Origin of the sequence: Amycolatopsis sp. WAC 04182 (assembly GCF_003947465.1) — a bacterium.
Classification (GTDB): domain Bacteria; phylum Actinomycetota; class Actinomycetes; order Mycobacteriales; family Pseudonocardiaceae; genus Amycolatopsis.
On sequence record NZ_QHJJ01000007.1, the window covers coordinates 383433 to 406435 of the forward strand.

General features: G+C 68.9%; 23 protein-coding genes and 1 pseudogene. 7 read left to right on the plus strand and 17 right to left on the minus strand.

What is annotated here, in order from left to right:
* The first annotated feature begins 35 nt into the window (after positions 1-35).
* Positions 36-980 (plus strand): GlxA family transcriptional regulator, encoded by a 945-nt coding sequence (locus tag DMH01_RS33955; protein ID WP_125682086.1) that lies wholly within the window; start codon positions 36-38, stop codon positions 978-980.
* 45 nt (positions 981-1025) lie between these two features.
* Positions 1026-1358 carry a helix-turn-helix domain-containing protein gene (locus DMH01_RS33960; RefSeq protein WP_125682088.1) on the plus strand — a complete coding sequence of 111 codons (333 nt, stop codon included), beginning with the start codon at positions 1026-1028 and terminating at the stop codon, positions 1356-1358.
* Here the strand turns inward: DMH01_RS33960 and DMH01_RS33965 are convergent.
* From DMH01_RS33965 to DMH01_RS43380, 4 genes and pseudogenes are all read right to left on the minus strand, one after another.
* A complete protein-coding gene (locus DMH01_RS33965) occupies positions 1355-1945 on the minus strand; it encodes a ClpP family protease (RefSeq protein ID WP_016335566.1) in 591 nt (196 codons plus the stop codon). The two genes, DMH01_RS33960 and DMH01_RS33965, sit on opposite strands and share 4 nt — an antisense overlap.
* Positions 1942-2568, minus strand: coding sequence for a ClpP family protease (locus DMH01_RS33970; RefSeq protein WP_125682089.1), 627 nt, complete (start codon positions 2566-2568; stop codon positions 1942-1944). Before DMH01_RS33970 ends, DMH01_RS33965 begins: the two co-directional genes overlap by 4 nt.
* 56 nt (positions 2569-2624) lie before the next feature.
* Entirely contained in the window at positions 2625-3017 is a 393-nt protein-coding gene (locus DMH01_RS43375) for a hypothetical protein (protein WP_233621782.1), read from the minus strand.
* 136 nt (positions 3018-3153) lie between these two features.
* Positions 3154-3828, minus strand: a pseudogene (locus DMH01_RS43380) (serine/threonine-protein kinase); the annotation flags it as partial.
* A 117-nt stretch (positions 3829-3945) separates the two neighbouring features.
* Between DMH01_RS43380 and DMH01_RS33980 the strand changes: the two are divergent.
* Positions 3946-5505 (plus strand): PucR family transcriptional regulator ligand-binding domain-containing protein, encoded by a 1560-nt coding sequence (locus tag DMH01_RS33980; protein ID WP_125682091.1) that lies wholly within the window; start codon positions 3946-3948, stop codon positions 5503-5505.
* On the opposite strand, the gene DMH01_RS33985 is transcribed toward DMH01_RS33980, so the two are convergent.
* Genes DMH01_RS33985 through DMH01_RS33995 form a run of 3 tightly spaced genes read right to left on the minus strand, consistent with a single transcriptional unit; the run spans position 5493 to position 8091 of the window.
* The gene (locus tag DMH01_RS33985) at positions 5493-6362 is read right to left on the minus strand and encodes a polysaccharide deacetylase (RefSeq protein ID WP_125682093.1); all 870 of its coding nucleotides are present in this window, start codon (positions 6360-6362) and stop codon (positions 5493-5495) included. The genes DMH01_RS33980 and DMH01_RS33985 overlap by 13 nt on opposite strands.
* Positions 6359-7480, minus strand: coding sequence for a tRNA-dihydrouridine synthase (locus DMH01_RS33990; protein WP_125682095.1), 1122 nt, complete (start codon positions 7478-7480; stop codon positions 6359-6361). Before DMH01_RS33990 ends, DMH01_RS33985 begins: the two co-directional genes overlap by 4 nt.
* Positions 7477-8091 carry a DUF1989 domain-containing protein gene (locus tag DMH01_RS33995; protein ID WP_125682097.1) on the minus strand — a complete coding sequence of 205 codons (615 nt, stop codon included), beginning with the start codon at positions 8089-8091 and terminating at the stop codon, positions 7477-7479. Before DMH01_RS33995 ends, DMH01_RS33990 begins: the two co-directional genes overlap by 4 nt.
* 151 nt (positions 8092-8242) lie before the next feature.
* On the opposite strand from DMH01_RS33995, the gene DMH01_RS34000 reads away from it, so the two are divergent.
* The 3 genes from DMH01_RS34000 (at position 8243) to fahA (ending at position 10889) form a co-directional block, all read left to right on the plus strand.
* Positions 8243-8794: a MarR family winged helix-turn-helix transcriptional regulator gene (locus tag DMH01_RS34000; RefSeq protein WP_125682099.1), complete on the plus strand. Its 552-nt coding sequence runs from the start codon at positions 8243-8245 to the stop codon at positions 8792-8794.
* A gap of 80 nt (positions 8795-8874) precedes the next feature.
* Positions 8875-9717, plus strand: coding sequence for a hypothetical protein (locus DMH01_RS34005; protein ID WP_125682101.1), 843 nt, complete (start codon positions 8875-8877; stop codon positions 9715-9717).
* On the plus strand, positions 9714-10889 hold the full coding sequence (fahA, locus tag DMH01_RS34010) for a fumarylacetoacetase (RefSeq protein WP_125682103.1): 1176 nt from the start codon (positions 9714-9716) through the stop codon (positions 10887-10889). Before DMH01_RS34005 ends, fahA begins: the two co-directional genes overlap by 4 nt.
* A 318-nt stretch (positions 10890-11207) precedes the next feature.
* Here fahA and DMH01_RS34015 read toward each other — a convergent pair whose 3' ends face one another.
* From DMH01_RS34015 to DMH01_RS34045, 8 genes are all read right to left on the minus strand, one after another.
* A complete protein-coding gene (locus DMH01_RS34015) occupies positions 11208-11552 on the minus strand; it encodes a hypothetical protein (RefSeq protein ID WP_125682105.1) in 345 nt (114 codons plus the stop codon).
* A 423-nt stretch (positions 11553-11975) separates the two neighbouring features.
* Positions 11976-12413, minus strand: coding sequence for a hypothetical protein (locus DMH01_RS34020; protein WP_125682107.1), 438 nt, complete (start codon positions 12411-12413; stop codon positions 11976-11978).
* 101 nt (positions 12414-12514) lie between these two features.
* Entirely contained in the window at positions 12515-13222 is a 708-nt protein-coding gene (locus DMH01_RS34025) for a vWA domain-containing protein (protein ID WP_125682109.1), read from the minus strand.
* Between the two features lie 8 nt (positions 13223-13230).
* Positions 13231-14172 carry a protein kinase gene (locus tag DMH01_RS42805; protein ID WP_158633273.1) on the minus strand — a complete coding sequence of 314 codons (942 nt, stop codon included), beginning with the start codon at positions 14170-14172 and terminating at the stop codon, positions 13231-13233.
* Entirely contained in the window at positions 14169-15188 is a 1020-nt protein-coding gene (locus tag DMH01_RS42810) for a protein phosphatase 2C domain-containing protein (protein ID WP_158633274.1), read from the minus strand. Before DMH01_RS42810 ends, DMH01_RS42805 begins: the two co-directional genes overlap by 4 nt.
* A 10-nt stretch (positions 15189-15198) precedes the next feature.
* Positions 15199-16197 carry a hypothetical protein gene (locus DMH01_RS34035; protein ID WP_125682113.1) on the minus strand — a complete coding sequence of 333 codons (999 nt, stop codon included), beginning with the start codon at positions 16195-16197 and terminating at the stop codon, positions 15199-15201.
* Positions 16194-18329 carry a hypothetical protein gene (locus DMH01_RS34040; RefSeq protein WP_125682114.1) on the minus strand — a complete coding sequence of 712 codons (2136 nt, stop codon included), beginning with the start codon at positions 18327-18329 and terminating at the stop codon, positions 16194-16196. Before DMH01_RS34040 ends, DMH01_RS34035 begins: the two co-directional genes overlap by 4 nt.
* A gap of 46 nt (positions 18330-18375) precedes the next feature.
* On the minus strand, positions 18376-18972 hold the full coding sequence (locus DMH01_RS34045) for a toll/interleukin-1 receptor domain-containing protein (protein ID WP_158633275.1): 597 nt from the start codon (positions 18970-18972) through the stop codon (positions 18376-18378).
* Between the two features lie 369 nt (positions 18973-19341).
* On the opposite strand from DMH01_RS34045, the gene DMH01_RS34050 reads away from it, so the two are divergent.
* On the plus strand, positions 19342-20628 hold the full coding sequence (locus DMH01_RS34050) for a helix-turn-helix transcriptional regulator (RefSeq protein WP_125682118.1): 1287 nt from the start codon (positions 19342-19344) through the stop codon (positions 20626-20628).
* Between the two features lie 68 nt (positions 20629-20696).
* Here DMH01_RS34050 and DMH01_RS34055 read toward each other — a convergent pair whose 3' ends face one another.
* Complete coding sequence (locus tag DMH01_RS34055) at positions 20697-22004, minus strand: ABC transporter substrate-binding protein (protein WP_125682120.1); 1308 nt, start codon at positions 22002-22004, stop codon at positions 20697-20699.
* Positions 22001-23002, minus strand: coding sequence for a branched-chain amino acid ABC transporter permease (locus DMH01_RS34060; RefSeq protein ID WP_125682122.1), 1002 nt, complete (start codon positions 23000-23002; stop codon positions 22001-22003). Before DMH01_RS34060 ends, DMH01_RS34055 begins: the two co-directional genes overlap by 4 nt.
* Position 23003: the final 1 nt, after the last annotated feature.

A 23003-nucleotide genomic window follows, 5' to 3' on the forward strand; every position in this document is an offset into this window, starting at 1 on the left:
GTGTCAGGGAAGACACCATGGGGTACTTTCCTGCCATGCATCGCGTGATGGCACTGGTGCGGCCGGTGCAGTCGACCTTCGAACTCGGGATCGCCGCCGAGGTCTTCGGCACGGAGCGCGCCGGGGTGCCGCGGTACTACGAATTCGACGTCTGCACGGAGAAACCGGGCCCGGTGCCGACCACGGCCGGGTACGCGATGTCCGTGACCCGGGGCCTGTCCGCGCTGGCGGGCGTCGACACCGTGCTCATCCCCGGTTGGTCCCCGGTGGAGGCGCCTTTGACAGCTCCCGTGCGCAGGGCGCTCCTGCGCGCGCACGCCAGGGGAGCGCGGCTCGTCACGATCTGTTCCGGCGTTTTCGCGCTGGCCCGCACCGGGCTGCTGGACGGCAGGGCGGCGACCACGCACTGGGCGCGTGCTTCCCAGCTGCAGAAGGAGTTCCCGCGGATACGCGTGGAACCGGACGTGCTCTACGTCGACCACGGCGACGTCGCCACGAGCGCCGGGGCGGGCGCGGGGATCGATCTCTGCCTGCACCTGGTCCGGCGTGACCACGGGGCCGCGCACGCCGCCCTCGTCGCCCGGCACATGGTGATGCCGCCGCATCGCGACGGCGGGCAGGCGCAGTTCGTCCCGGCCCCGCCGCCCGGCGACGAGCTGGACGGTCTCCTCGAGTGGGCGGGCGAGCGCCTCGGGACGCCGTTGTCGGTGGGCGATCTGGCCGCGCACCTCAACGTCTCGCCCCGCACGCTCGCCCGGCGCTTCGCCGAGCAGCTGGGCACCACGCCGGGGGCCTGGCTGCTCACGCGGCGCGTGACCGAGGCGCGCACCCTGCTGGAGGAGACCGGCTTGCCGGTGGAGGTGATCGCGTCCCGCGTCGGGCTGACGTCGGCCGTGAACCTCCGCCGTCGCTTCCGCGATCAGGTCGGCACGACGCCCGGCGCGTACCGGCGCGCTTTCCGGGGCTCGGTTTCGCCTTGAGCGGAACGGCGCACGCGCGCCCCCGCGCGGTGTCACGATGATCGTATGGCGGACATCCTCCCTTTCCACCAGAAGCGTCCCGAACCGGAGCCGCTGTGGCGTGACGTGCTGGGCAAGAGCCTGCGCGCCGCGCGGGAGGACCAGGGCGGCCGCCTCGTCGACGTCGCGGAACGCGCCGGGATCTCGCCGCAGTACCTCTCCGAGATCGAACGCGGCCGCAAGGAACCGTCCAGCGAGATGATCGCCGCGGTCACCGGCGCGCTCGGGATCGACCTGGCGGACCTGCTCTTCGGGATCGCGGGCACGATCAGCCGGGGCGGCAGCACGGGGCTCGCGGTCGGCCGGCGTCCGCGAGGACCCGTGCTCATGGCCGCTTAGGCACGCTCGTCGAGGACGCGGTCCGCGAGCCCGTACGCGACCGCGCCCGCCGCGTCGAACACGCGGTCCCGGTCGGTGTCGTGCCGGAGATCGGAAACGGCGCGGCCGGTGTGCGCGGAAAGGATCTCCTCCAGCTGCGTCCGCACCCGCACGACTTCGTCGGCCTGCAGGATGAGGTCCGGGATGGTGCCGCGGCCCTGCGCGGCGGGCTGGTGCAGCACCACCCGGGTGTGGGGCAGCACGAACCGGTGCCCCGCTTCGCCGGCGGCCAGCAGGATCGCGCCCGCCGCCACGGCCTGGCCGACGCAGGTCGTGGCCACCGGCGCCTTGATGAACCGCATGGTGTCGTACAGCGCGAGCATCGCCGACGGGTCGCCGCCCTCGGTGTTGATGTAGAGGTTGATCTCCTGCTCGGGGTTGTCCGCCTCCAGGTACAGCAGCTGCGTGATCAGCGCGTTCGCCACGCCGGAGTCGATCGCGGTCCCGAGGTAGATGATCCGCTCCGACAGCAGATGCGAGTAGACGTCCATGATCCGCTCGCCGGCGGGACTGCGGGAGATGACGTTGGGGATGGTGTAGGTGCTCATGCGCCCGCACCCCTTTCCGTGCCGAGGCCGAGTTTGTGCGTGCGGACGGGGACCACTTGGTCGAGGCGCTCGACGATGTGGTCGATGAAGCCGTATTCGCGCGCCTGCTCGGTGGTGAACCAGCGATCGTGGAGGGAGTCGGCGAAGATCCGGTCGATGGGCTGCCCGGTGTCGTCGGCGATGAGGCCCAGCACCGTGTCCCGTGTGTAGCGCAGGTCGTCCGCCTGCACCTCAACCTCGACGGCCGAACCGCCGATGCCCGCCGAACCCTGGTGCATCAGGATCCGCGCGTGCGGCAGGGCGAATCGTTTGCCGGGGGTGCCCGCGGAGAGCAGGAACTGCCCGGCACTGCACGCCAGCCCCAGCGCGAGGGTGGCGACGTCGCACGGCACGAGCCGCATCACGTCGCGGATGGCCAGCATCGAGGGGACCGAACCGCCCGGCGAATGGATCCACAACGCGATGTCCTTGCGTGGGTCCTCGCTCGCCAGTGACAGCAGCTGGGTGGTGAGGACCGTCCCGTTGTCGTCGTCGAGCGCGCCGTCGAGGACCAGGACGCGCTGGCTGAAGAACCGTTCCCGGAGCCGTTGGTCGAAGAGTGGCTGCTTCTCGTAGTCGGTCATGCCCCGACGATGCCGCCGGAGCCCGGCCGTCCGCCGGTTTCTCTGCTGTGAGCGGATCAGCCCACAGCAGGGCGCTTGGCCGGGACGAACCAGACGACGCCCGCCAGGACGACGGCGAAGACCAGGACGAGGAGATCGAGAGTGAGACCCGGCTGGACCGGAAGGCCGAGGTGCTCCCGATCGCCGCCGAGGAAGGTCAGCAGGCACAGCGACAGCAGGGTCAGCAGCGCGGAGACGCCGAGCATGATCTGTCCTGCTCGCACCTTGGCGAGCAGGCTCGCTCCGCCCGCCACCGCGGCCACCCCGGCGAGCACCAAGCCGATGTCTCCCACCGTGATCGACAGATGCGCGAACTCGAAGAAGTAGTACGCCTGGTGCATCAGCATCGCGTTCGCGAGCAGTGCGAAGCCGAGCACCATGCCCGCCACTCCCGCCAGGACCGCGAACACGGAGGGCGGGGTCAGCCCTGGCCGCTGCGGCGCGGGGGGTTTCGATCCCGCTCGCGGCCTGGGCCAGCAGTGGGAGCGCATGATCCGGCAGCATGCGTGCCTGCGGTGCTTTTGCCAGCAGCCCACGGAGGACGTCCGCGAGCGGCCCGGGCGTCCGGGTGAAGGGCGGCTGCTCGTTGACGACGGCGTACAGCGTGGCCGCGACGTTCGCCCGCTGGAAGAAGTTCCCGCCCTCGCTCGCGCTGAGCAGGGTCACGCCGAGCGACCAGAGGTCGGAGTGGGGAGTGCCTTCGTGCCCCGCGATCGTTTCGGGGGCGAGGAACGCGGGGCTGCCTGACGGATCGAGCGCCTTGGCGATCCCGAAGCCAGTCAGTTTCACCGCGCCGTCGGGAGCCACCAGGATGTTCGCGGGGCGCACGTCCCCGTGCACGACGCCCGCCGTATGCGCGGCCGCGAGCGCGTCGAGCACTTTCCCGCCGATTTCGGCCACGAACCGCGGCGGCAGCGGACCCGAGGACGCCAGCTCCTCCAGCGTCCGGGCTTCCACCGGATCCAGCACGATGAACGCCGCCCCGTCGGCCACCACGACATCGTGGACGGGCACCACCGACGGGTGATCCACGGAGACACGGGCTTCCCGTTGGAGCCGCTCCGCGAGGGCGGGCTCGCGGGTGGGAAGCGGCAGTTCCTTGATCGTGACCCGGGCGCCGTCCGGCCCGTCCTCGGCACGCCACAGCACGGCCGTCCCGTCGCGACCCAGCTCCTCGAGCAGGGTGTAGCGCTCGGCGATCGTGCGGGAAACTGCCGTCACAGTGGTTCTCCTCGAATCCTGAAGGGTCTTCGAGGGACGCTAACCAGCGCTCATGACAAAACGATGAAATGGCCGTTCATCCATAAAGGACGTACCTGGCTGGATATATTCACAGTCATGCTGACCTTGGCGGCCCTGGTCGACGACCCGGCTCTCGAACTGCGGGTGGTCGTCCCCGGCCGCGACGGGGCGCTGGCCGAGCAGGTGCTGTGGGTGCACAACACCGAGCTTCCCGACCCCGGCCCGTACGTGCGCGAGCACGAGGTCGTGCTGACCAACGGCTTGTGGCTGGACCGCGTCGAGCCGGCGGAGTTCGTCGCGCGGGTGGTCGGCGCCGGAGCGGCGGGGATCATCTTCGGCCTGCGCGTGGAGCAACGCGACACTCCTCCGGAACTCGCCGACGCCTGCCGTGAAGCCGGGCTGCCCCTGGTGGAGATCTCGGTGGCGGTGCCGTTCACGGCGGTCACCCGTGCCGCGGCGGCGATCCAGGCCACGGACCGGCAGAACGCGTTGATGTCGCTGGTACGCCGAGGGGACGAGCTGACCTCGGCGCTGTCGCGAGGCGCGGGCGCGTCCGGCGTGCTCGCGGTCCTCCGTCGTGAGCACGAGCTCCCGCTGGCGGTCGTGGACCGGATGGGTCGCGAACTCGCGTCCGCCCGCGCCGGACTGGACGCCGGGCAGTCGCGCGCCGCTGCGGAGGCGCTGGCCGGGCATCCGCCGCCATTGGAGGCGGATCTCGGCGCGGGGACGCGGGCGGCGTTGTTCCCGGTGGGCGCGATCGGCGACGCGGACGCCGCGCTGCTGTGCCTGCGGCCCGTGTCCGACCTGACGCGCGAGGAGCGGGACGCGCTGGAGCAGACCGCCCGCTACCTCAGCCTTGAGGTGGCCCGGCACCAGGCGGTGCAGGCGATCGAGATGCGGTTCGCCGTCGAACTGCTGGACATGGTGCTGTCCGGCGCGCAGCGCGCCGCGGAGGTGCCCGGCAGGCTGCGTGCCTTCGGCGTCGACCCGGACGGGCCCCTGTCCGTGATCGCGCTGGCGTTCGCGGGTGACGACGCCGCGACGCGGGCGGGGATGGCGGAGGCCGTGACGGATTTCCTGCTGGCGGACGGGCTGCCCGCGGTCGTGGCGGCGGGCAGCCAGGACGTCGTCGCGGTGCTGCCGTTCCGTTCGGGACGGCAGTCGCCCGCCGCCTTCGCACCCCGGCTGGCGGCGGCGGTGTCGCACCGCCTCGCCGGAGGGCGCGTGGTCGTCGGGCTCGCCGATCCCGTGGCCGGCGCGGCCGACCTACGCGTGCCGCTGTCACGCAGCCGCGAAGCCTGCCGCGTGCTCCGCGGCAGGCGCAGCGGCCCGGTCGCGGCGAGTTTCGCCGAACTGGGCAGCTATCGCCTGCTGCTGGAGTCGCATGACGAGCAATGGCGGCACACCTTCGCCGACGCCCTGCTCGGCCCGCTGCGCGAGCACGACCGCGTCCGCGACGGCGACCTGGAGACGACCCTGCGGGCCTTCCTCGACCACGACGGCCAGTGGGCGGCCACGGCCGCGGCGCTGTACGTGCACGTCAACACCTTGCGCAACCGGCTGGCCAAGGTCACCGAGCTGACCGGCCGCGACGTCGGGCGGACCGCGGACCGGGTCGACCTGTTCCTGGCGCTGGAGGCGGCTCAGTCCGGATAGACCGCCGGGTCGACTTCGAGGCGCCGCAAGGGTTCCGCGGGCAACGCGGGGTCGGCCAGCGCCGCGGCGGCCACGTCGCGGCACCGGGCGAACCGGACGTCGCCGAGACCGAGCCCGAACTCGATGAGCGAGCGCACCGCCTCCAGCCGTCCCGGCCTGCCCGAAAGGAAGGGGTGCAGGCACAGGTTGAACAGGCATCGGTAGCGGCGCATCGCGTCCAGCTCCGCGCGCCACATCTCCAGCACCCGCACCGGGGACGTGATCACCGAGCCGACCTGAGGCGCGGGAAGGAACGCGTACTGCTCCCAGTCGTCGAGCGACCAGTGCACCGGCAACTCGGCGATCCGGCCGGCGCCGGTTTCGAGCAGGTACGGCCGATCGTCGGCCATCAGCGACGAGTCGTAGCTTAACCCGTGCTCGGCCACCAGCGCCGGAGTGTCCCAAGTGGACTCCCAGCCCGCCGCGCGATGGCCGCTGATCTCGATGCCTTGTGCGGCGAAGACCGCCATGCCCCGTTCGAAATCGGCACGCTGCTCGGCGGCGGTCATCGCGGTCGGCGGCCGGTGGCTGTAGGAGTGGTGGGCCACCTCGTGCCCGCGCTCCACGATCGTGGCGGCGAGGCCGGGCCGCTGTTCGGCGACCCAGCCCGGCACGAAGAACGTCGCGGGCACGGCCAGTTCGTCGAGCAGGTCGAGGATGCGCGGCACCCCGACGCGGGGGCCGTACGCCTGATGGGACATGGTCGAGAGGTGGTCGGCGTAGCCCCGTCCTCGCGCGAGGATCGGGGATTCCGCGTCCACGTCGAAGGTCAGGGTCGCCACCGCGGCCGCGCCGCCGTGCCAGCTGGGTTCCGTCACGCTTGCCGACTCTCCCGCCAGCGGCGCGCGTTCGCCACCGTGACCGTCGGGGAGACCATCGCCCGGTCGAACTCGGCAAGGGGTTCCGCCGCCGCGACGCGGGCGGGCAGATCCGGGTTGGCCAGCGCGCCGTGCCCGAGCGAGAGCAGGTCCGCGTGCCCGCCGGTGAGCACCTCGTGCGCCTGCGTGAGGTCGTGCATCCCGCCGTTGGCGATCACCGGCAGCCCGGTGACCTGCCGGGCGAGGGCGGTGATGGTGCTGCCGTCGGCCAGCTTCGCCGTCTCGATCCAGTTCCGGCCTTCGCTGGCGATGTGGAGGTACTGTGCGCCCGCTTCGGCGACCGCGGCGAAGATCACCTCGGCGTCGGCCCGGCCACCGGGCCAGCGATAGGTGAAGTCGTTGACCTTCGTCTGCGACAGCCGCACGCCGGTCACCAGATCCGGCACCGCCTCGGCGACGGCGGTCACGACGCGGGCGGTCAGCCGGATCCGGTTCGCGACCGGTCCGCCGTAGGAGTCCGTGCGGTGGTTGGTGTAGTCGGTGAGGAACTGGTCGAGGAGGTACCCGTTCGCCGCGTGCACCTCGACACCGTCGAACCCGGCCTGACGGGCACGCGCGGCCGCGGCCGCGAAACCGTCGACGACGTCGTCGATCTCGGCGGTGGTCAGTTCGCGGGGGACCGGCCATGGCCCGGAGCCGCCGTACGCGCGCATCATCTCCCCGCGTGGCTGGACGGCCGACGGAGCGACGGTGTGATCCCGGTGCGGATTGCCCTGGGAGATCGCCCCGGCGTGCATGAGCTGGGCGATCATCCGGCCACCCGCCGCACGGACTCCGGCCGTGACCACGCGCCAGCCCGCGACGTGCTCGTCCCGCGCGAGGCCCGGCTGGTTGAGGTAGCCCTGGCTGGCCGCGATGTCGGGATAGGTGCCCTCGCTGAACACCAGCCCGAAGCCGCCGCGGGCGAATTCGGCGTAGTAGTCGGCCATCTCGCCGGTCGGGGTGCCGTCAGAGCTCGCCGAGACGCGGGACATCGGGGCGACGGCGTAGCGGTTGCGCAGGGCGAGGCCACCGAGCGCGACCGGGGCCAGTGCGGGGTGTTCGACAGTGGTGGTCATGACCTGGTTCCTCCATTGTGGACGGTTTCGATGGCGAGCGGGGAGAGTCCGGCGTCACTGATCCGGACGAGGTCCTGCGGGCAGGCGGAGACCACGACGACGCAGTCCATCTCGGCGCGCAGGGTGACCGCGTCGCCGGGCCGCGAGTTCGCGGTCAGCCAGTTCAGGCGTCCGTCCTCGCCGACCGGGACGCGCATGAAGACGTTGATCGGCTGCGGCGTCGGACCCGGGAAGCCGAGGCCTTCGTCTGCCAGCGCCTCACGCAGGTTCGCGGCGCAGGACCGGTGCCCCGGAGCGCCCAGCGCGGCGTACCGGGCCGGGTCGCACGCCGGGATGAGCATGTCGTGCTCGCCGGGTGAGGTGTCTTCGACCAGCGTCAGGATCGGACGGCGCAGGTCGGTCACGAAGGACTCGCCGACCGCGGGGAACAGCCTGTCGATCCCGGCGCGGGTGTGCGCCGCGCTGTGGTGCTCGGCCAGTTCGGTCCCGCTGCCGGCGAACGCGAACACGTCGCCGACCTGGCCACCGTCGACGTCGATCACCCGCATCAGATCCCCTGCGGCCACGCGGACGGCCCTGGCGGTCCCCGGTGGCACTTCCGTTCTGCTCATGCCTTCAGCAAACAGGTATCACCTGTCGGCTCGCCATGGAGAAACCTCCACTCTCCAGCGCGCTCGATGGACGAAGCTCCATGCGGCACGTTATAGGGGAGCGATAGTTTCGACTTTGACCATTTTCGAGAAGTCGGGTTAGTGTTCGCCGATGGAAGACGTGGACGCTGTGGACGCTGTGGACGCGGCCGGACTGGACTTCTGGTCGTTCGTGGCGCTGGCGAACCGGCGGCTCGCGCACGAGTACGGCTTCCGGCACCAGCTGGCGACCGAGGTGCTGCTGACCCTCAATCGTGCCTCCGACCTGGTGACTTACGATCTCGAAGCCGCGGTGCACCGGCCACGCGGCCGGTCGTGGTCGGCGTTCCGGCTGCTGTTCGTGGTCTGGCTCGCCGGGCCGCTCGAACCGACCAGTGCCGCCCGGCTGACCGGGATGAGCCGGGCGGCGGTGTCGAATCTGGTCAAGACGCTGGTCGCGGAGGGGATGCTCGACCGGGCCCCGGACGAGCGCGACGGCCGGTCGGTACGGCTGTCGCTGACCGAGGCGGGGCACGAGGAGATGGTCTCGGTCTTCCGTGAGCACAACGAGCGCGAATTCGGCTGGACGAACGCGCTGACCGAGACCGAACAGCGCATCCTCGTCATGCTGCTGGGCAAGCTGATCACGAGCCGCGCCGAGTTCGGCACCCGGAGCCGCAAGTAGGCCTTCCCGTCGCGGGGAAGACCGGACTACGCTGCTCGATGGATAGTAAAAGCGTGAACTAAATCGGCGAGGAGGAGACCATGGTGGACGGCGGACGGATTCCCGCGCTCTTCGCCGGGCTGTGCGACGACGCCGCGGTGTTCCCGCCGGGGCTGGCCCCGCTGCCGGATGCGGTCGCGGCGCACGACGAGCACGTCTCCGCCTGGTACGCCGATCTGGTCGGCCCGCTGGTGATCGCCGCCACCGCGCTCGGCGACCTCGCCGAAGTGCTGGGGGACCGGGCGACTCCGCTTCCGGTCTCGGTGACCTTGCCCGGAGGCCCCGCGCAGCTCGACGGCGTGCTCGACGCAGTGGAGAAGCTGCCGGTGAAACTCGACGCGCTGGAGATCGCCGTCCCGGAGGGGATGGGCCCGGACGAGGTGCTCGCCGCGCTTTCCCGGGCCACCGCACCGGTTTTCGTCGAGATCCCGCGTGACGACCGACGTGTTCCGCTGCTGACCGCACTTTCCGGGACCGGTCACCACGCGAAGTTCCGCACCGGTGGCGTCCGTGCCGATCTGTATCCCGGCGAAGCGGAACTCGCCGCCGCGGTCCGGGCGGCCGTCGGGGCGGGCGTTCCGTTCAAGGCCACCGCCGGGCTGCACCACGCCCTTCGCAACACCGATCCGGAAACCGGCTTCGAACAGCACGGCTTCCTCAACCTGATGCTCGCCACCGACGCCGTCCTCACCGATGGCGACGCCGAAGCCGTTCTCGCCGAACGAAACGGCACGGTCATCGCCGAGCGGCTCCGGGAGCTGGACGCGGATCGCGTCGCCGCCCTCCGCGCGGCCTTCACGTCGTTCGGCACCTGCAGCATCACCGACCCCCTGACCGAACTGGCCGGACTCGGCCTGCTCGAGGCGCCCCGAGGAGAGGCATGACCACGATCGACATCCCCGCAGGCTCGCTGTTCGGGATCGACAACCTGCCGTACGGCGTCTTCTCCGTCGACGGCGATTCCCCGCGCGTCGGCGTGCGCGTCGGCGACTCCGTTCTCGACTTGGCCGCGGCGCTCGGCGACGACGTCTTCGCCGAGCCGACGCTGAACCCGTTCATGGCGCAGGGATACGACCGCTGGGTGGCGGTCCGGGAGCGGATCCGTGACCTGGTCGCCGGCGAGGTCCCCGACGCCGCGGTCCACGCGGTCGAACGGGTGACCCCGCACCTGCCGATCGAGGTCGCGGACTACGTCGACTTCTACGCCTCCGAACACCACGCCTCGAACGTCGGCAGGCTCTTCCGCCCCGACGCGGAACCGTTGCTGCCCAACTGGAAGCACCTCCCCGTCGGCTACCACGGACGGTCCGGCACGGTCCTGGTCTCCGGTACGGACATCGTGCGCCCGAGCGGCCAGCGCAAGGCTCCGGCCGACACGGCGCCGACGTTCGGGCCGAGTACGCGGCTGGACATCGAGGCCGAGATGGGCTTCATCGTCGGCACCGGAACCCCGCTGAACACCCCGATCACCCCGGATTCCTTCCCCCGCCACGTTTTCGGCGCCGTCCTGCTCAACGACTGGTCGGCCCGCGACATCCAGGCGTGGGAATACGTCCCGCTGGGCCCGCACCTCGGCAAGAGCTTCGCGACCTCGATCTCTCCTTGGGTCGTGCCGATCCTGGCGCTAGAGGCCGCGCGGATCCCCCTCCCCGGCCAGACGGATCCGGAGCCGCTGCCGTACCTGCGGGAAAGCGACCCGTGGGGCCTCGACATCGACCTCGTCATCGAATGGAACGGCGAGGAGGTCAGCCGCCCGCCGTTCCGCGAGATGTACTGGTCGCCCGCTCAGATGCTCGCGCACCTGACGGTCAACGGCGCCTCCTCGCGCACGGGCGACCTGTACGGTTCCGGCACGATCTCCGGGCCGGAGAAGAACCAGCGCGGCGCGTTCCTCGAATTGTCCTGGGGCGGCAAGGAACCGCTCACGGTCAAGGGGGAGGAGCGCACCTTCCTGCTGGACGGCGACGAGGTCGTGATCACCGGGACCGCGCCCGGCGCGAACGGCTCGCGGATCGGATTCGGCGAGGTGCGCGGGCGCGTTCTGCCGGCGAACTGAGCCGAGGTCGGTAAAGGTACGCCTTCCTGTTGAGGCCTCGCGACCGCAACAGGAAACCGCTGCCGCACCACCGTCTCAGGACGAGATGCTGGAGGGGCCGGACCTCCCGGCACTCGTTCTCGGAAGGCGGACGCACCGTGAAACTCGTAGTCAGCGTGCTCGGCTTGGCCAAGTTCTTGTTCTGGCTCGTTGCGATCGTCGTCGTTTGCGGATTCGTCGCCGGCGCCGGTGGCGCCGGCGACGCCCACCCGGCGTCGCCTGACCGGCGTGCCGCTGTACAGCCGACCTCCGGTTCCCCTTTCCCTCGATAGCCGCGCCTCAAGACGGCAACGGTTCGAGACGCATGCGGGCTTGGATCTTGCCTTTGTGCTTGACGGTCAGGTCCTGCCCGGATATCTCGTAGCGGTAGTCGCCGTTGACCGCGACGAAGCCGGTCGCGGTTTGTTCGGCGGGCAAAGAGATGTGGTTGTCCGAAGTGGTCGGCCTCCCTTTGAGCTGTCCGTCGTAGTGGTAGGACCCCGCCGAGTCGCGGCAGATCGTCACCGTGTGCTTGCCGGTGTCGTACCTGGCCTCTAGTTCGGCACCGTCGCCGTTGCCCGGTAGCCAGCGGGCGGCTTCGACGGGGCACGGCTTCGCGGTCCGTCCAGTGCCGCTCGTGCTCAAGGAACCGAACAAATCACCGATGCGGCCGACGTTGGCGAACAAGACGAGGGCGCCGACGCCTACCAAGACGACACGTATCGCTCTCCGCACCGTGGTGCGTGACACCGGCGCCAGGGGTGGACGGGGAACAGCCCGTCGAATGGCCGGAGCGGGACGTGCGGGCGCCGCGGGTGGTTTGGCCGCAGCGGGTCTGGTCGGCGGCACTGGGGCCATTGAGATGGTGGGCCGGGGAAGGTCCTTGTAGCGGGACTCGACGAAGTCGACTCTCTCGTCGCGCGGGACTTCGAGCGGTCGATGTTCGGAGAGCGCCAGCACGGCCGTCGCGCTGCCGGGCTCACGTCCACATACCCGGCAAGTCGATTGTTGCGCGTAGTTGTTGGTATGGCACGAATCGCATGCCCAGTCAGCGTTGGTCGTCATCACTCACCGTCCGTCATCGCGGACTCGCAGCACTTCTCCGTTGTCGCCGTCCTGAAAGGCGATCCAGTCGTGGTTGTCCGGTGCTCGGCGTACTGCCAGTGGTTCGAGCACTGCGCCGGGAGGTTCATTCGTCCTCGGAGACCCGTCTGGCCTTCCGCGGTCATGGGAGCCCGCCCGGGCCGTAACTTCGTCCACCAAGTGCTGAAGCTCGGTCCTGCACTGTGCCGGAAACCAGAGCGGCAGGTCGACCGAGGCGATCCGGCCCCAACGCACGGTCAGGGTGAGCTGCAGCAGTTCCGTACCGGGAAGCCCAGGCTCGACGGCAATCCGTGCGGCCGCACAGCGTGCCAGAGGGATCCGCAGCATGGTAGGCGGGTCGTCCGGCCGGGTTCGCTCGGTGATGACGAGCAGCGCCCGGTGGCGGACGAGTGTCACGTCCAACCCGAAGATCGTCGGAGGGGACGGTGCCGGTGGTGCCTCCCGGGGTCGTTCCTCCGAGGGGCAGGTCGGCTTGCGGCGGAATCGCAACCGTAGGCGTCGGCTCAAAGACTGCTCGCGATGGTCGCGATGATCTCGTCCATCTCCCACTCCTCGAGGCCCTCTCCGGCGACGGAGGGAAAGAAGAGGGTGTTGTTCCAGTCGTCGGCTATGTCCGCCCACGGATACTCCTCGGGTGCGAAGATCAGCAGTCGTTTGGCCGAGTTCTCCATGAGTGACTCGCGGCTCTGCGCGTGCCCCCACAGGGCGAAAAGCTCGTCGAGCGAACCGGGCGCGGATTGCGGATAACCGCGCGCACCGGTCTGCCGCGGGTCACCCAGCGGGTGGGCGGGTGCGTCGGTGAAGATCACGATCACGTGGCGGCGGCGGTCCAGTCCTGTCTCCCAGCCGGAGTGCATCGCGACCGCGAGCGCTTCGAGCCCGGATTCGGGCACGTCACCACCGCCGCCTGGGCTGAGTGCGCTGACTGTGCGTTCGAATTCGTCGACCTGCGAGGGGATACGGAGGAACTGGCTCTCGGCCAGTGCGTCTTCGGCTCGGTCGCCGAAGTCGCGGAACGCGATCACCTTGAGGCGGAGGCTGCGTATTCCCCTCCCTTTGGCCGCCATCTCCTGCACGAGCCTGCCGGGGAAAGAGAGCGCGCTGTGTTTAACGTTGTCGAGCGTCGGCTTCATGCTCGCGGTGGCGTCGACGCACAACACGATGTCGACCGCGTAGCCGAGATCATCTTGGTTCTGAGAAGCGGAAGTCATGGGTCTCCTTACACCGGGATACGGCCGGTGAGATTGATACGGACTCGGCTGCGTCCCGCCTTCTCGACAGGGGCCCGCAGGGACGTGAGCAGCGACAGGACATCGTCGATTCCGGGGCGGCTCGCGGGATCGGCCCGGGCCAGTGCCGTCAGCAGCGAGTTCCAATCGGACGGGAGATCCGGGCGGAGTACCAGCTCCTCACCCGCGAGGACGGCAGCGGCGGGCGAGCCGAACTGGGACGGGAAAGCAGGTGCTTCACCGGTGAGATAAGTGTGGATCAGCAATCCCAGTGCGAAGAGGTCGACGGCTGTTGTGAGCTGATCGGCCTTGATCCCGTTTTCGCCGCGAAGATAACTCAGCCATTCGGGCGCGCCGTAGTAGGGATTACCTCCGATGGTTTCCGCGGCAGGTGGCTTGCCGGACGGATACGCGTCGTCGAAGTCGATCAGCTTGGCGATATGCAGATCGCTTCCCGCCGGGCGGTGAAACAGCACGTTCTCCGGTTTGAGGTCACCGTGGATCATGCCGCACTCGTGCAGAAGGGCGATGCTCTCGCAGAGGGTGTGCAGCAGGACGTTCCTGTCCGTGGGTGGCAGCTCGGCCGGAGTCACCTCCACCGCGTCGATCCGGTCCGTCACCTTGTAATAGCGTGTCCCGTGAGCGAAGAAGTCCTTTGTCAGAACCAGATTACCGGCGTGGAGGTGGTCCGCGCGCAGGAGCTGGGACAGCCTTTCGTGGTGGATTTCGAAACGACGGCACTCGGCCAGCCGGCGCTTCTTGTCCGCCACGGTGCCCATCGAGTCGGGGCGGGGGCGTTTGGGATCCAAGTACTCCTTCACGAAGAAGTCCTTGCCTTGCTTGCGCGCAAACGCCCAGAGACACTTGCCTGCGTTGGTGTTCGAAGGCCGCGTGACGATCTCGTAGCCGTTGACCAGTTCGCCCAGCTTCACGAGTCGATCCCTTCGCGAGGGGGCAACCGTCGTTCGTATCCGCCGCGGTAGGAGAGCCAGGAACGCTCCCTCGTGGCGACCACGGCCGGACGCCCCATCGACGTGGCCCGGCGCATCGGTTCGGCGTGTTCCTCGTGCACACGGTCGAACCGCCACCGGAAGCTCGCTCGTAGTGCGGCGAAATCCTCGAATCCGACCGCGGCGATCGCGATGGACGCGTCGTCCTTGGTGAACGACTCCACTCGTTCGGCGAGCAGGACTGACCAGTGCATCGCCTCCTGCGAGGCCAGCAAGGTGTCCCACAGCAGATGCTCGAATTCGGCAGGGGTGCCGACATAACCGAAGAAACCGTCGGTGGCGGCGATGAGGACACACGGGACGGGCGCGGTACCCCGCCACCGATTGATCGCGAAAGCGCCGCCCGCGTGCACCATGTTGGTCATCGGGGGGTCTTGCAGCAGCAGGGCCAGCGCGTCGGCCGGCTCGGTGTCGTCGGCGCTCAACTGCTGCAGACCGGCTTCGGGTTCGGCCAAGAAGCACCGGGAGTCCCCAGCCCAGAGCACCTGCCACGAGACCTCGCCGGCGCGGGAATCGAAGGCCAGAGCGGCCAAGGTGGTGGGCAGCTGACGTTGCAGCCTGCCTCTCATCCTTCCTCGCCGAACGACGCCGGTCGCCAGCCGTCCGCTGATACGCGCCGCGAGAGCCTCCGGTGAGAAGTCCGCGGAGCTGTCGGTGAACCACTCCTCGACGAGGCCCCGGACGCGGCGGGAAGCCAACCATGCCTGGGTTCGCGGCCGTCCCGACGGCGTGTGACCCGCGAGCGGCCGGCCGGCGCCACCCACTCCGTCGAACACGGAGAGAAGTCCTGACGCGCTCGGCCTGTGGTAGAGCACGAGAGGATCGGCGTCTTCGCCTTCGTTCGCGATCTTCTCGGTGCGTACCGCGACGGAGATGAATCCACTTTCGGCGTGGTGCCAGAGACGTGCGTTGCCACGGTTTCCCGGGTGGATGTCCATCGGGACCGCCTCAGCTTCCGCTCTCCGGTGCGGGCCGGCGCATCGTGCCCCGGACCCGGCTGGAACCGTTCTCCGGCTGCGGTGCCGCCGACGATTCCGGGCGCTCGTCACCGGGCTGATCGGGGCGAGGAACGTTCCCCTCGACTACCCTGCCGTCTTCGATGGCGGCTTTGGCGCGGGACTCGAGGCTGTCCCGGAGCTTGCGCCTCGTGCTGGGTACCGACTTGCTCCGGTCGAAGAACTCGCCGAGTACCTGGTCGCGGAGATCCGTGGCGCTGGGATCGGTGATATCACTGCCGGTGAGGGCGCGGAGTACATCGATCTTCGCCTTTGTCTCCGCGGCCCGGTCGGCTCGTTCCCGGTCCAGGAGCGCCATGGGGTCGCCGTCGTCGATCGCCATGATGTGGGCGAGCATGTCCTCCCGGCTGCCGCCCGCGATGGGCCGCATCGAGTCGTAGGTCAGTTTGCGCACCCTGATCTTCCGCTGTTCGGTCACGAAGTCCTCCGCGTCGACCATCGCGACGGACACGGAGTAGCTGCCGAGTTGCACGATCGGCGAGCCGTGGGCGGAATTGAGCCGGGCCAGGACCGCGTTCTGGACATCGGCTGGAGCGAGTACGTCGAAACGAGCCGCGGTCTCTCGAACGATCGAAGCGAGTGAGGACTGCAGCGACGCGGTCATGTCGGTGATGTTGTCCCGTGCGACGGCAACCGGATCCTTGACCCGGCACGCGAAACGCACGGTCACGCTGAACGGGAAAGCAGGGTCGGCACTCGCCGTGTTGATGCTGAAAGCCAGCCCTCGGTTGGCGACGTCGATCAGGTACATCCTGCGGTAGTTGCCAAATCGGGCGTCTGGGACGGGATCGCCGTGGTTCACCACCACAGGCGCGCCCACCGCTCGTTCGAGCACCATCGCGGTGCCCAGCTCGGGAGTCCGAAGAGGGGAGGTCAAGCGCATACGCCGGAGTTCGAGGCGCTGAAGGATGGGATTGTAGGTCTGGTTCATGACGCCTCTTTCTCGAGGTCGACGAGGGTGTCGTGGAACTCGGCGGCTTTGCCGGACGGGGCATATGGGTCTTCCGCCCACCTTTGGAGCAGGCGGAGGACTCGTTCCAGGTCGACGCGGCCCCGGTCCGCGATCCCGACGAGAACGCCGAGCACAGCGGAAGAGACCGTTTCGTCGTGGTCGGCGTACCGGACCCAGGAGCGGAGTGCGGCACGGGCGAGCTTCCGTGCCGACGAGTCGGCCAGTGCCCGGCCCCACAGTTCGGGGAGCACGTCACAGTGCTCGCGCTCTTCGCGCATGAGCAAGGGGCGCTCTCCAGAGCCGTCTTCGGGAAGGACCGAGAACGCGAACGTCATCAGAACTTTGACCGTGGCTTCCTCGTCGTCCGACCGGTCCGCCCACTCGAGCAACGCTTGCAGGACCTCAGTGGCGCGGCCGGCCTGAAGCAGGGACTTGGTGCTGATCGCGACCGGTTCCAGCAGATCCCACGAGTCGTGGTGGATGAGGGTACGCAGCACGAGCAAAGCTCGGCGAGGGTCGTCGAAGCCGAGCCTGCCTCCCACCGCCAAACCCGCGGTGATCGGCAGTTTCGGAGATCTCGTCGAGCGTTCGAACTCGGCCCACTGCTCGATATGGGACCAGGCGGCTTCCGCGTTGCCACCGAGCGTGCCCGCCACGTTCAGCCCGTGCGCGGCACTCTGGCGGAGGACAGCCATCTTCGACGCGGCCCACGGCAACAGGTACTTGTGCAGGCCATGCTCGAAATCATTGGTCGCGAGAATGCCCGCTGCCTGGGCCGTCCGCGCCCGGACCTCGACGTCATTGTGTTCGGCGAGGCTCTTGAGCCATTCCAGGATCTTCGCCCTCGCCCCGTCGAGTTCGACCCATGTCACGCCGAGCACGGCCACTCGTAGGTGCGCCGATTTGAATCTCAATCGGGGAACACCGCCTTCTCCGGGCGGTGGCGTCACGAGCTCGAGCCATCCCCGTTCCGAGAGGATCTTCCGGAGGTACCGCAGCGTGAGCGTCGCCGAACTGGTGCTCAGCCGGCGGTAGAGCGCGATGGCGGCGTCGGCGACGTGAAGGTATCCGGCGTCTTCGAGCACCGCCGTGGCGAGAACCAGTGCGACGTCGGTCGTGTCGGGGGAACGGCTGAGCCATTCCCGCACCTGATCTTCAGGATTGCTGAGCTTCTCGACGACCTTCCCGACGTCATCGCCCGTCCGCACGGCTTCGACCACCGCGCTCGCCACTCGGGTAGCGAAGCGCGGATCATCGCGGTCCTCCAGCAGTTCCGCGAGTCCGTCGGTGGCCAGGTGCACCTCGAGTTCGGCGGGGGCCAGCCAAGATAGCTCGCCGGCAACCCGGCGGCGCACGATCTCTGAAGGGTCGGGAAGCTCGAACTCCTCGACGACGAACTCCATCCGCTTCGAGGCGGTGGCGAGTGAGCCGATGACCGGACCGGTCACCACCACGAGATAGCTCTCGGCCGCCAGGAGCCGTTCCGAGGTCTTCGCCAGCCAGTCATCGGTGAGCTGCCCGGCCGCGAACTTGCCGTCCCCGCCGGTGGTGTCGACGACGACGTATCCGCTTCGCGGATGCGGAACCCGCCAGTTCGGATTCCCCAGCATCGAGTTGGTGACGCGATAGACGTTCGCGTCCCCGCCCAGTACGTCACGCAGGGTCGCCAGCGCCCGGGTGAAGCGGCCGGTACCCGCGGCGTCGGCCATGACGAGGAGGCTGGTGCCCTGCAACCGGCCTACGCCGTCGTTGAAGTCCGGTGGTGCGACGAAGTACTCCGTCGCCTTGATGACATCCTGCGGTTCGGTTCGGGCTCTGGCCGACCGGCGAGAACCGCTCCGGCCGCCCGGGCCGGCCACGAAGTCACCGTCGACGATGATGTCGCCTTGGAAGAGGTTGAGGTTCCCAGCGCCCGCGAGTCGTTCGGCGGCGGCCGAAGTGATCTTGGTGAACCGGCCGTTCGACAGTTCCGAAGCCTCACCGCGGAGGCCTTTGACAGCCTCCTCCCGGCTGGACGGCGCCGGGTCTTCCTTGGGCGGTGATGGAGACTCGTCCTGTTGTGGGGTCTCCGTCTCGTTCGGCGCAGGCTCGGCCTGCTTGTCCTCGCTCACGGTTCAGCTCCGGTAGGGGTCTCGGCAGTCAGGGCGGTGGGGCGGGTCAGCCGAATCTGGGGCCGGCGTGGAAATCGCCATGTACGGTGACCTGGTCGTACTGGCTGACCACGCCTCCTTCGTGCGCGTGCGCCGTGAATTTCGCCGCCGAAGCCGACGTCGGCGCGGGTTGCGCCCGTAGACCGGGAATCAGTTCCCGCAGCCTGGCAGCGAGCCGGTCGATGTCCGGGACTGCACTGCGGAAACCGATGGCGATGTCTTGGAGTTCGGAAAGCGAGCGAAGCGCCTCCGGCAGCTCATCGGCGCGAACCCTGTCCGGCACGTCCAGACGTACGGGAATGACCCGCTTTCCGAGTTCGAACGCGAGCAGGATCTCCCGGCGGACGAAATCCCGGGGATCGTCGATACGACGTAGTCCAGCCTCGTTCACGTCGCCGAGCCAACGGCGTCCCATCACGACGAGCACTGCCTCCGACTCCGCGACGGCGTCGAACATGCTCTGCTCCCAATCGGCGCCGAGTTCGATTGATTTCGAAGCGAAGAAGACGGTCTCCGGACCGAACGTTCGCGACAGCTCGTGGTCGAGGAGAGTGACCCCGAAGCGCTCGTCGGCAGTGCGGTAGTTGAGGAAGATTTTGATCAACGAGGAGGCCTTTCTCATCGCCAGGGTGCGTCGTCGGTCCGGGGGCGGTATTCGCTGAGGCCCGGCCGGATGGATGACAGGGAGTAATACTCGGCATCCGGTCGGCCGCTTGACAAGTCCTACTTGGCAGTAGGGGAGCGTTTCCTGTTTCCGTTTCTGTCACTGTCCAGGATTTGTCCTTCTTTTGACAATGATCTTGCTTGGGTATGGAACCGAGGGTCAGCCGATGCGCCTTCGGTGTGCCGATGTTGTTTAATGCCGGAAGGTATGCCTTCCTGTTTCCTGTTTCCGGCTTCGTACGGAACACGAACCCCATGCCGGTCGGCGTAAGAGCGCGGAAGATGGTCAGCGGAGAAGGGCGGTGTGCGGATGTCTTCCCTGTCGGAGACCTTCGGGGCGAGGTTGCGGGCGTTGCGAGTGGCCGAAGGCATTTCACTCAGCGAGTTCGCGCGTCGTCTCTACTACAGCAAAGGACATGTGAGCCGCATCGAAACCGGTGCGCAGTCCCCGTCTCCCGAGTTCGTGCGTAAGTGCGATGCCGAGTTGCGCGCCGATGGCGAGTTGATCGCGCTGGCGGGGGAGACGGCGCGGGTGGTGCGCACGGCTCTGTCCGAATCGGCCGAGGAAGAGGTGTGGGTGATGACGATGACGCCGGACGGTGGCGCGGCTTTCAGCCCTGTCGCCAGGCGGGACGTTCTGCTCGGCGGGATGGCCGTGATCGCGGGACTCAAAGTGTCCGGTACCGGCGTCGTGTCGGCGAACGCGGAGGCGCAATTGCGCTACCACCGTCACCTGTTCGACTCCGCGCGGGACCTTGGGCAGTTCTCGTCACCGGATGTCGTGCTGCCGATGGTGGTCGGGCAGGCGCAGGCCTTGCGTACGCTCGCGAAACAGGTAGGCGGACGCATGGTGCCCGCAGTGGCTGCCCTGGCCGCTCGGACGGCGGAGTACGCGGGCTGGATGGCACAGGAATCCGGAGACGACTCGGCCGCGGCGTGGTGGACGGACCGGGCGGTGCAAGTCGCGAGAGTGGCGGGCGACGACTTCTTGGCGAGCTACGCGCTGGTGCGGCAGGCACTGATCACGATGTACCAGGGCGACGGCGCCACAACCGTTTCCCTGGCGCAGCGGGCGCAGGTGGAGAAGAACGTGCCGGCGAGAGTGCTCGGGCTCGCCGCTCAGCGTGAGGCGCAAGGGCACGCGCTGCTCGGCGACCGTGACGCATGCCTGCGTGCCCTGGATCGCGCGCGGACGTTGCTACTGGATCCCTCCGGGGCACCGGAGGGACCGGTGATCGGCACCTCGCGTGTCGCCGATCCGGTGGCGGTCGCGACCGGTTGGTGTCTCTACGACCTCGGGCAGCCGGCCAAAGCCGCGGAGGTCCTCGAGAGGGAGTTGGCGCGCATACCCGGTAGCGCCGTTCGTGCCCGCGCGCGATTCGGCGTGCGACTGTGTTTGGCGTACGCGGCGTCGGGAGAGCTGGAGCAGGCGTGCCGGCTCGTTCGGCCGCTGTTCGGTCAGATCGCCCAGCTCGGGTCCGCGACAGTCCGTACCGACTTGCGCCGTCTGGCAACACTCGTACGACGGTGGAGCACCCATCCGGAGGTTCGTGCGCTGGAACCGGAACTCACGATCGCGCTAGGGCGCTCGGCGTGAGTCCGATTCAGCCCAGCGATGGCCACCACGGCGGCTGGGTGACGCGTCAGACTGAGTCGGCCGACGACTCAGCTGCCCGGAATCCCGTTGGGCGGCGGCCCGTCGTTCGCGGCGGAGTCGTCCGCCTTGATGGGCGCGTCGCCGAGGTCGGTCACCAGGACCGGCGTCAGGTCCTTGCCGACGCCTCCCTTGAGTTCGACCACCGACATCCCGGAGATGCCCAGGTGACTGTCGCCGGAGAAGCGGAACGGCGCCAGTCCCGGCCCCTGGAACGTCTTCCCGGACTGCTGGAGCACCTCGACGATCCGTTCCCGCGTCAGATCCTTTCCGGCCGCCTGCAACGCCTGGACGAACGTGTACGCCTGCGCCATCCCGTAGATGCGGTAGTTCGTCAGGTCGCCGCCCTTGCCATGCGCCTTCCAGACGTTCTGCCACAGCTTCGTCCACGCGTTGTCCGGCGCGTCGACGCCCGGCAGGTACTCGGTGGTGACCACGCCGTCGATGAGTGACGAGCCGTTGGTCACCTTGCCTTCGGAGAACCGTGCGAGCAGTGAACCGACGAGCGCGGGGTCCGAGCCGACGTTGCTGTAGACCCACTTCGGCTTGAAACCGATCTTCAGCGACGCCAGCTGGGAAAGCGCGGTGTACGACGGAACGGTGAAGCCCAGCACCAGATCCACGCCCGCGGCCTTGAGTTTCGCGATCTGCGGCGCGATGTCGGTGTTGCCAGGGGAGTACTTCGCGACCTCCACGATCTGCTGGCCGAGGTACCGCCGGGCGCCCTTCTCGCCGTCGCGGCCGAAGTCGTCGTCCTGGAGGAACAGGCCGACCTTGGCGTTCGGCAGGTTCTTCCGCACCCAGTCGCCGATGATCTTGCCTTCGATCTCGTAGTCCGGCTGCCAGCCGAAGGTGAACGGCGCCTTCTTCGGATCGTCGCCCCAGCGCAGTGAACCCGAGGACACGAACAGGTCCGGCACCTTGGAGTTGTTCAGGAAGTCGACGACGGCGCTGTGCGTCGGCGTGCCGAGGCCGCCGACCATCGCGAAGATCTCCTCCTTGAGCACCAGTTCGTCGGTGACCGCGCTCGTGGTGGTCGGGTTGTAGCCGTCGTCCTTCACCACGAACTCGATCTTGCGGCCGTTGACGCCGCCGTTCGCGTTCACGTAGTCGTAGTAGGCCTGATGACCGCTCGGGATCTCGCTGTAGCCCGGCGCGGCGACGCCGGTCAGCGGGAAATGCGCGCCGATCTTGATGGTCGTGTCGGTGACGCCGACCGTCGAGCCCTTCTGCTCGCCCTCGGGTCTGCCGCCCGCGCCGCAGGCGGCGGTGACCGTGACGGCCAGGAAGACGGCCACGGCCTTGGTCCAGCGTTTCATGAAGTTCTCCTCCGGTGGATGAGTTTCCGCAGCCCACCGGCGAGACCGGCGGGTGCGAGCAGCACGATCAGGACGGTGACCAGGCCGTAGAGCAGCGGCGCCAGATGCGCGGCCTGCACGTCGGACAGGCCCAGATCCGTTCCCGCGCCGGTCACCAGCGGCGGCAGGAAGGTCAGCAGCGCGGCGCCGGCGAGAGCTCCGGTCAGGCTCCCGAGCCCGCCGAGCACCACCGCGGACACCAGCAGCAGCGACAACGTCAGCGCGAACCCGCTCGGCGCCGCCAGCCGCGCCGACAACGCCATCAGCGCTCCGGCCAGCCCCGCGCACCCCGAGCTGACGACGAACGCCCGTACCCGGGTGCGGCCGAGGTCGATCCCGGCGAGTTCGGCGGCCACGTCTTCGTCGCGCACCGCTCGCCAGTCGCGTCCGACCCGGCCGCGGGACAGGTTCGCCAGCAGCACGAACACGATGATCACCGCGAGCCACGAAAGGTAGGCGAGATAACGGATCGACGTGAGTTCGTGGCCGGTGACGAAGTACGCGGCGTCCGCCAGCCAGCCGGGTATTTCCGGCATGCGAACGGGCAAGCCCTGCTCGCCACCGAGTGCTTCACCGAAGAACAACGGGATCCCGGGGACGGCGACGGCGAGCGCGAGTGTCGCGCCGGCGAGATACGGCCCGTGCAACCTGGCCGCGGCGACACCCACGAGTGCCCCGACGGCCAGCGTGATCACCATCGCCAGCACCAGGATCACCGGCAGCGGAAGGAATCCCGATTTCAGCAGGAGCGCCGTCGAGTAGGCGCCGACGGCCATCAAGGCGCCGTGCCCGAGCGACAGCTGCCCGTTGAGCCCGGTCAGGACGGTCAGGCCGCCCGCCGCGATCGCGAAGTACGCCATCGTGGTGAGCTGCGAGGTGAAGAACGGCCCGGAATTCTCCAGGACCAGTACGACGACGAGCAGCGCGGCGAGCGCGCCCAGCAGAGAGCGGCGTGGCACG

Bases quoted from the DNA above. Each gene is read 5' to 3' on its own strand.
- DMH01_RS33990 (WP_125682095.1), bottom strand. From the start codon at position 7,480: ATGACCACCACTGTCGAACACCCCGCACTGGCCCCGGTCGCGCTCGGT.
- DMH01_RS33995 (WP_125682097.1), bottom strand. From the start codon at position 8,091: ATGAGCAGAACGGAAGTGCCACCGGGGACCGCCAGGGCCGTCCGCGTG.
- DMH01_RS34050 (WP_125682118.1), top strand. From the start codon at position 19,342: ATGTCTTCCCTGTCGGAGACCTTCGGGGCGAGGTTGCGGGCGTTGCGA.
- DMH01_RS34025 (WP_125682109.1), bottom strand. From the start codon at position 13,222: ATGACTTCCGCTTCTCAGAACCAAGATGATCTCGGCTACGCGGTCGAC.
- DMH01_RS34035 (WP_125682113.1), bottom strand. From the start codon at position 16,197: ATGAACCAGACCTACAATCCCATCCTTCAGCGCCTCGAACTCCGGCGT.
- DMH01_RS33955 (WP_125682086.1), top strand. From the start codon at position 36: ATGCATCGCGTGATGGCACTGGTGCGGCCGGTGCAGTCGACCTTCGAA.
- fahA (WP_125682103.1), top strand. From the start codon at position 9,714: ATGACCACGATCGACATCCCCGCAGGCTCGCTGTTCGGGATCGACAAC.
- DMH01_RS33960 (WP_125682088.1), top strand. From the start codon at position 1,026: ATGGCGGACATCCTCCCTTTCCACCAGAAGCGTCCCGAACCGGAGCCG.
- DMH01_RS34055 (WP_125682120.1), bottom strand. From the start codon at position 22,004: ATGAAACGCTGGACCAAGGCCGTGGCCGTCTTCCTGGCCGTCACGGTC.
- DMH01_RS34005 (WP_125682101.1), top strand. From the start codon at position 8,875: ATGGTGGACGGCGGACGGATTCCCGCGCTCTTCGCCGGGCTGTGCGAC.
- DMH01_RS42810 (WP_158633274.1), bottom strand. From the start codon at position 15,188: ATGGACATCCACCCGGGAAACCGTGGCAACGCACGTCTCTGGCACCAC.
- DMH01_RS33965 (WP_016335566.1), bottom strand. From the start codon at position 1,945: ATGAGCACCTACACCATCCCCAACGTCATCTCCCGCAGTCCCGCCGGC.
- DMH01_RS34000 (WP_125682099.1), top strand. From the start codon at position 8,243: ATGGAAGACGTGGACGCTGTGGACGCTGTGGACGCGGCCGGACTGGAC.
- DMH01_RS33970 (WP_125682089.1), bottom strand. From the start codon at position 2,568: ATGACCGACTACGAGAAGCAGCCACTCTTCGACCAACGGCTCCGGGAA.
- DMH01_RS33980 (WP_125682091.1), top strand. From the start codon at position 3,946: ATGCTGACCTTGGCGGCCCTGGTCGACGACCCGGCTCTCGAACTGCGG.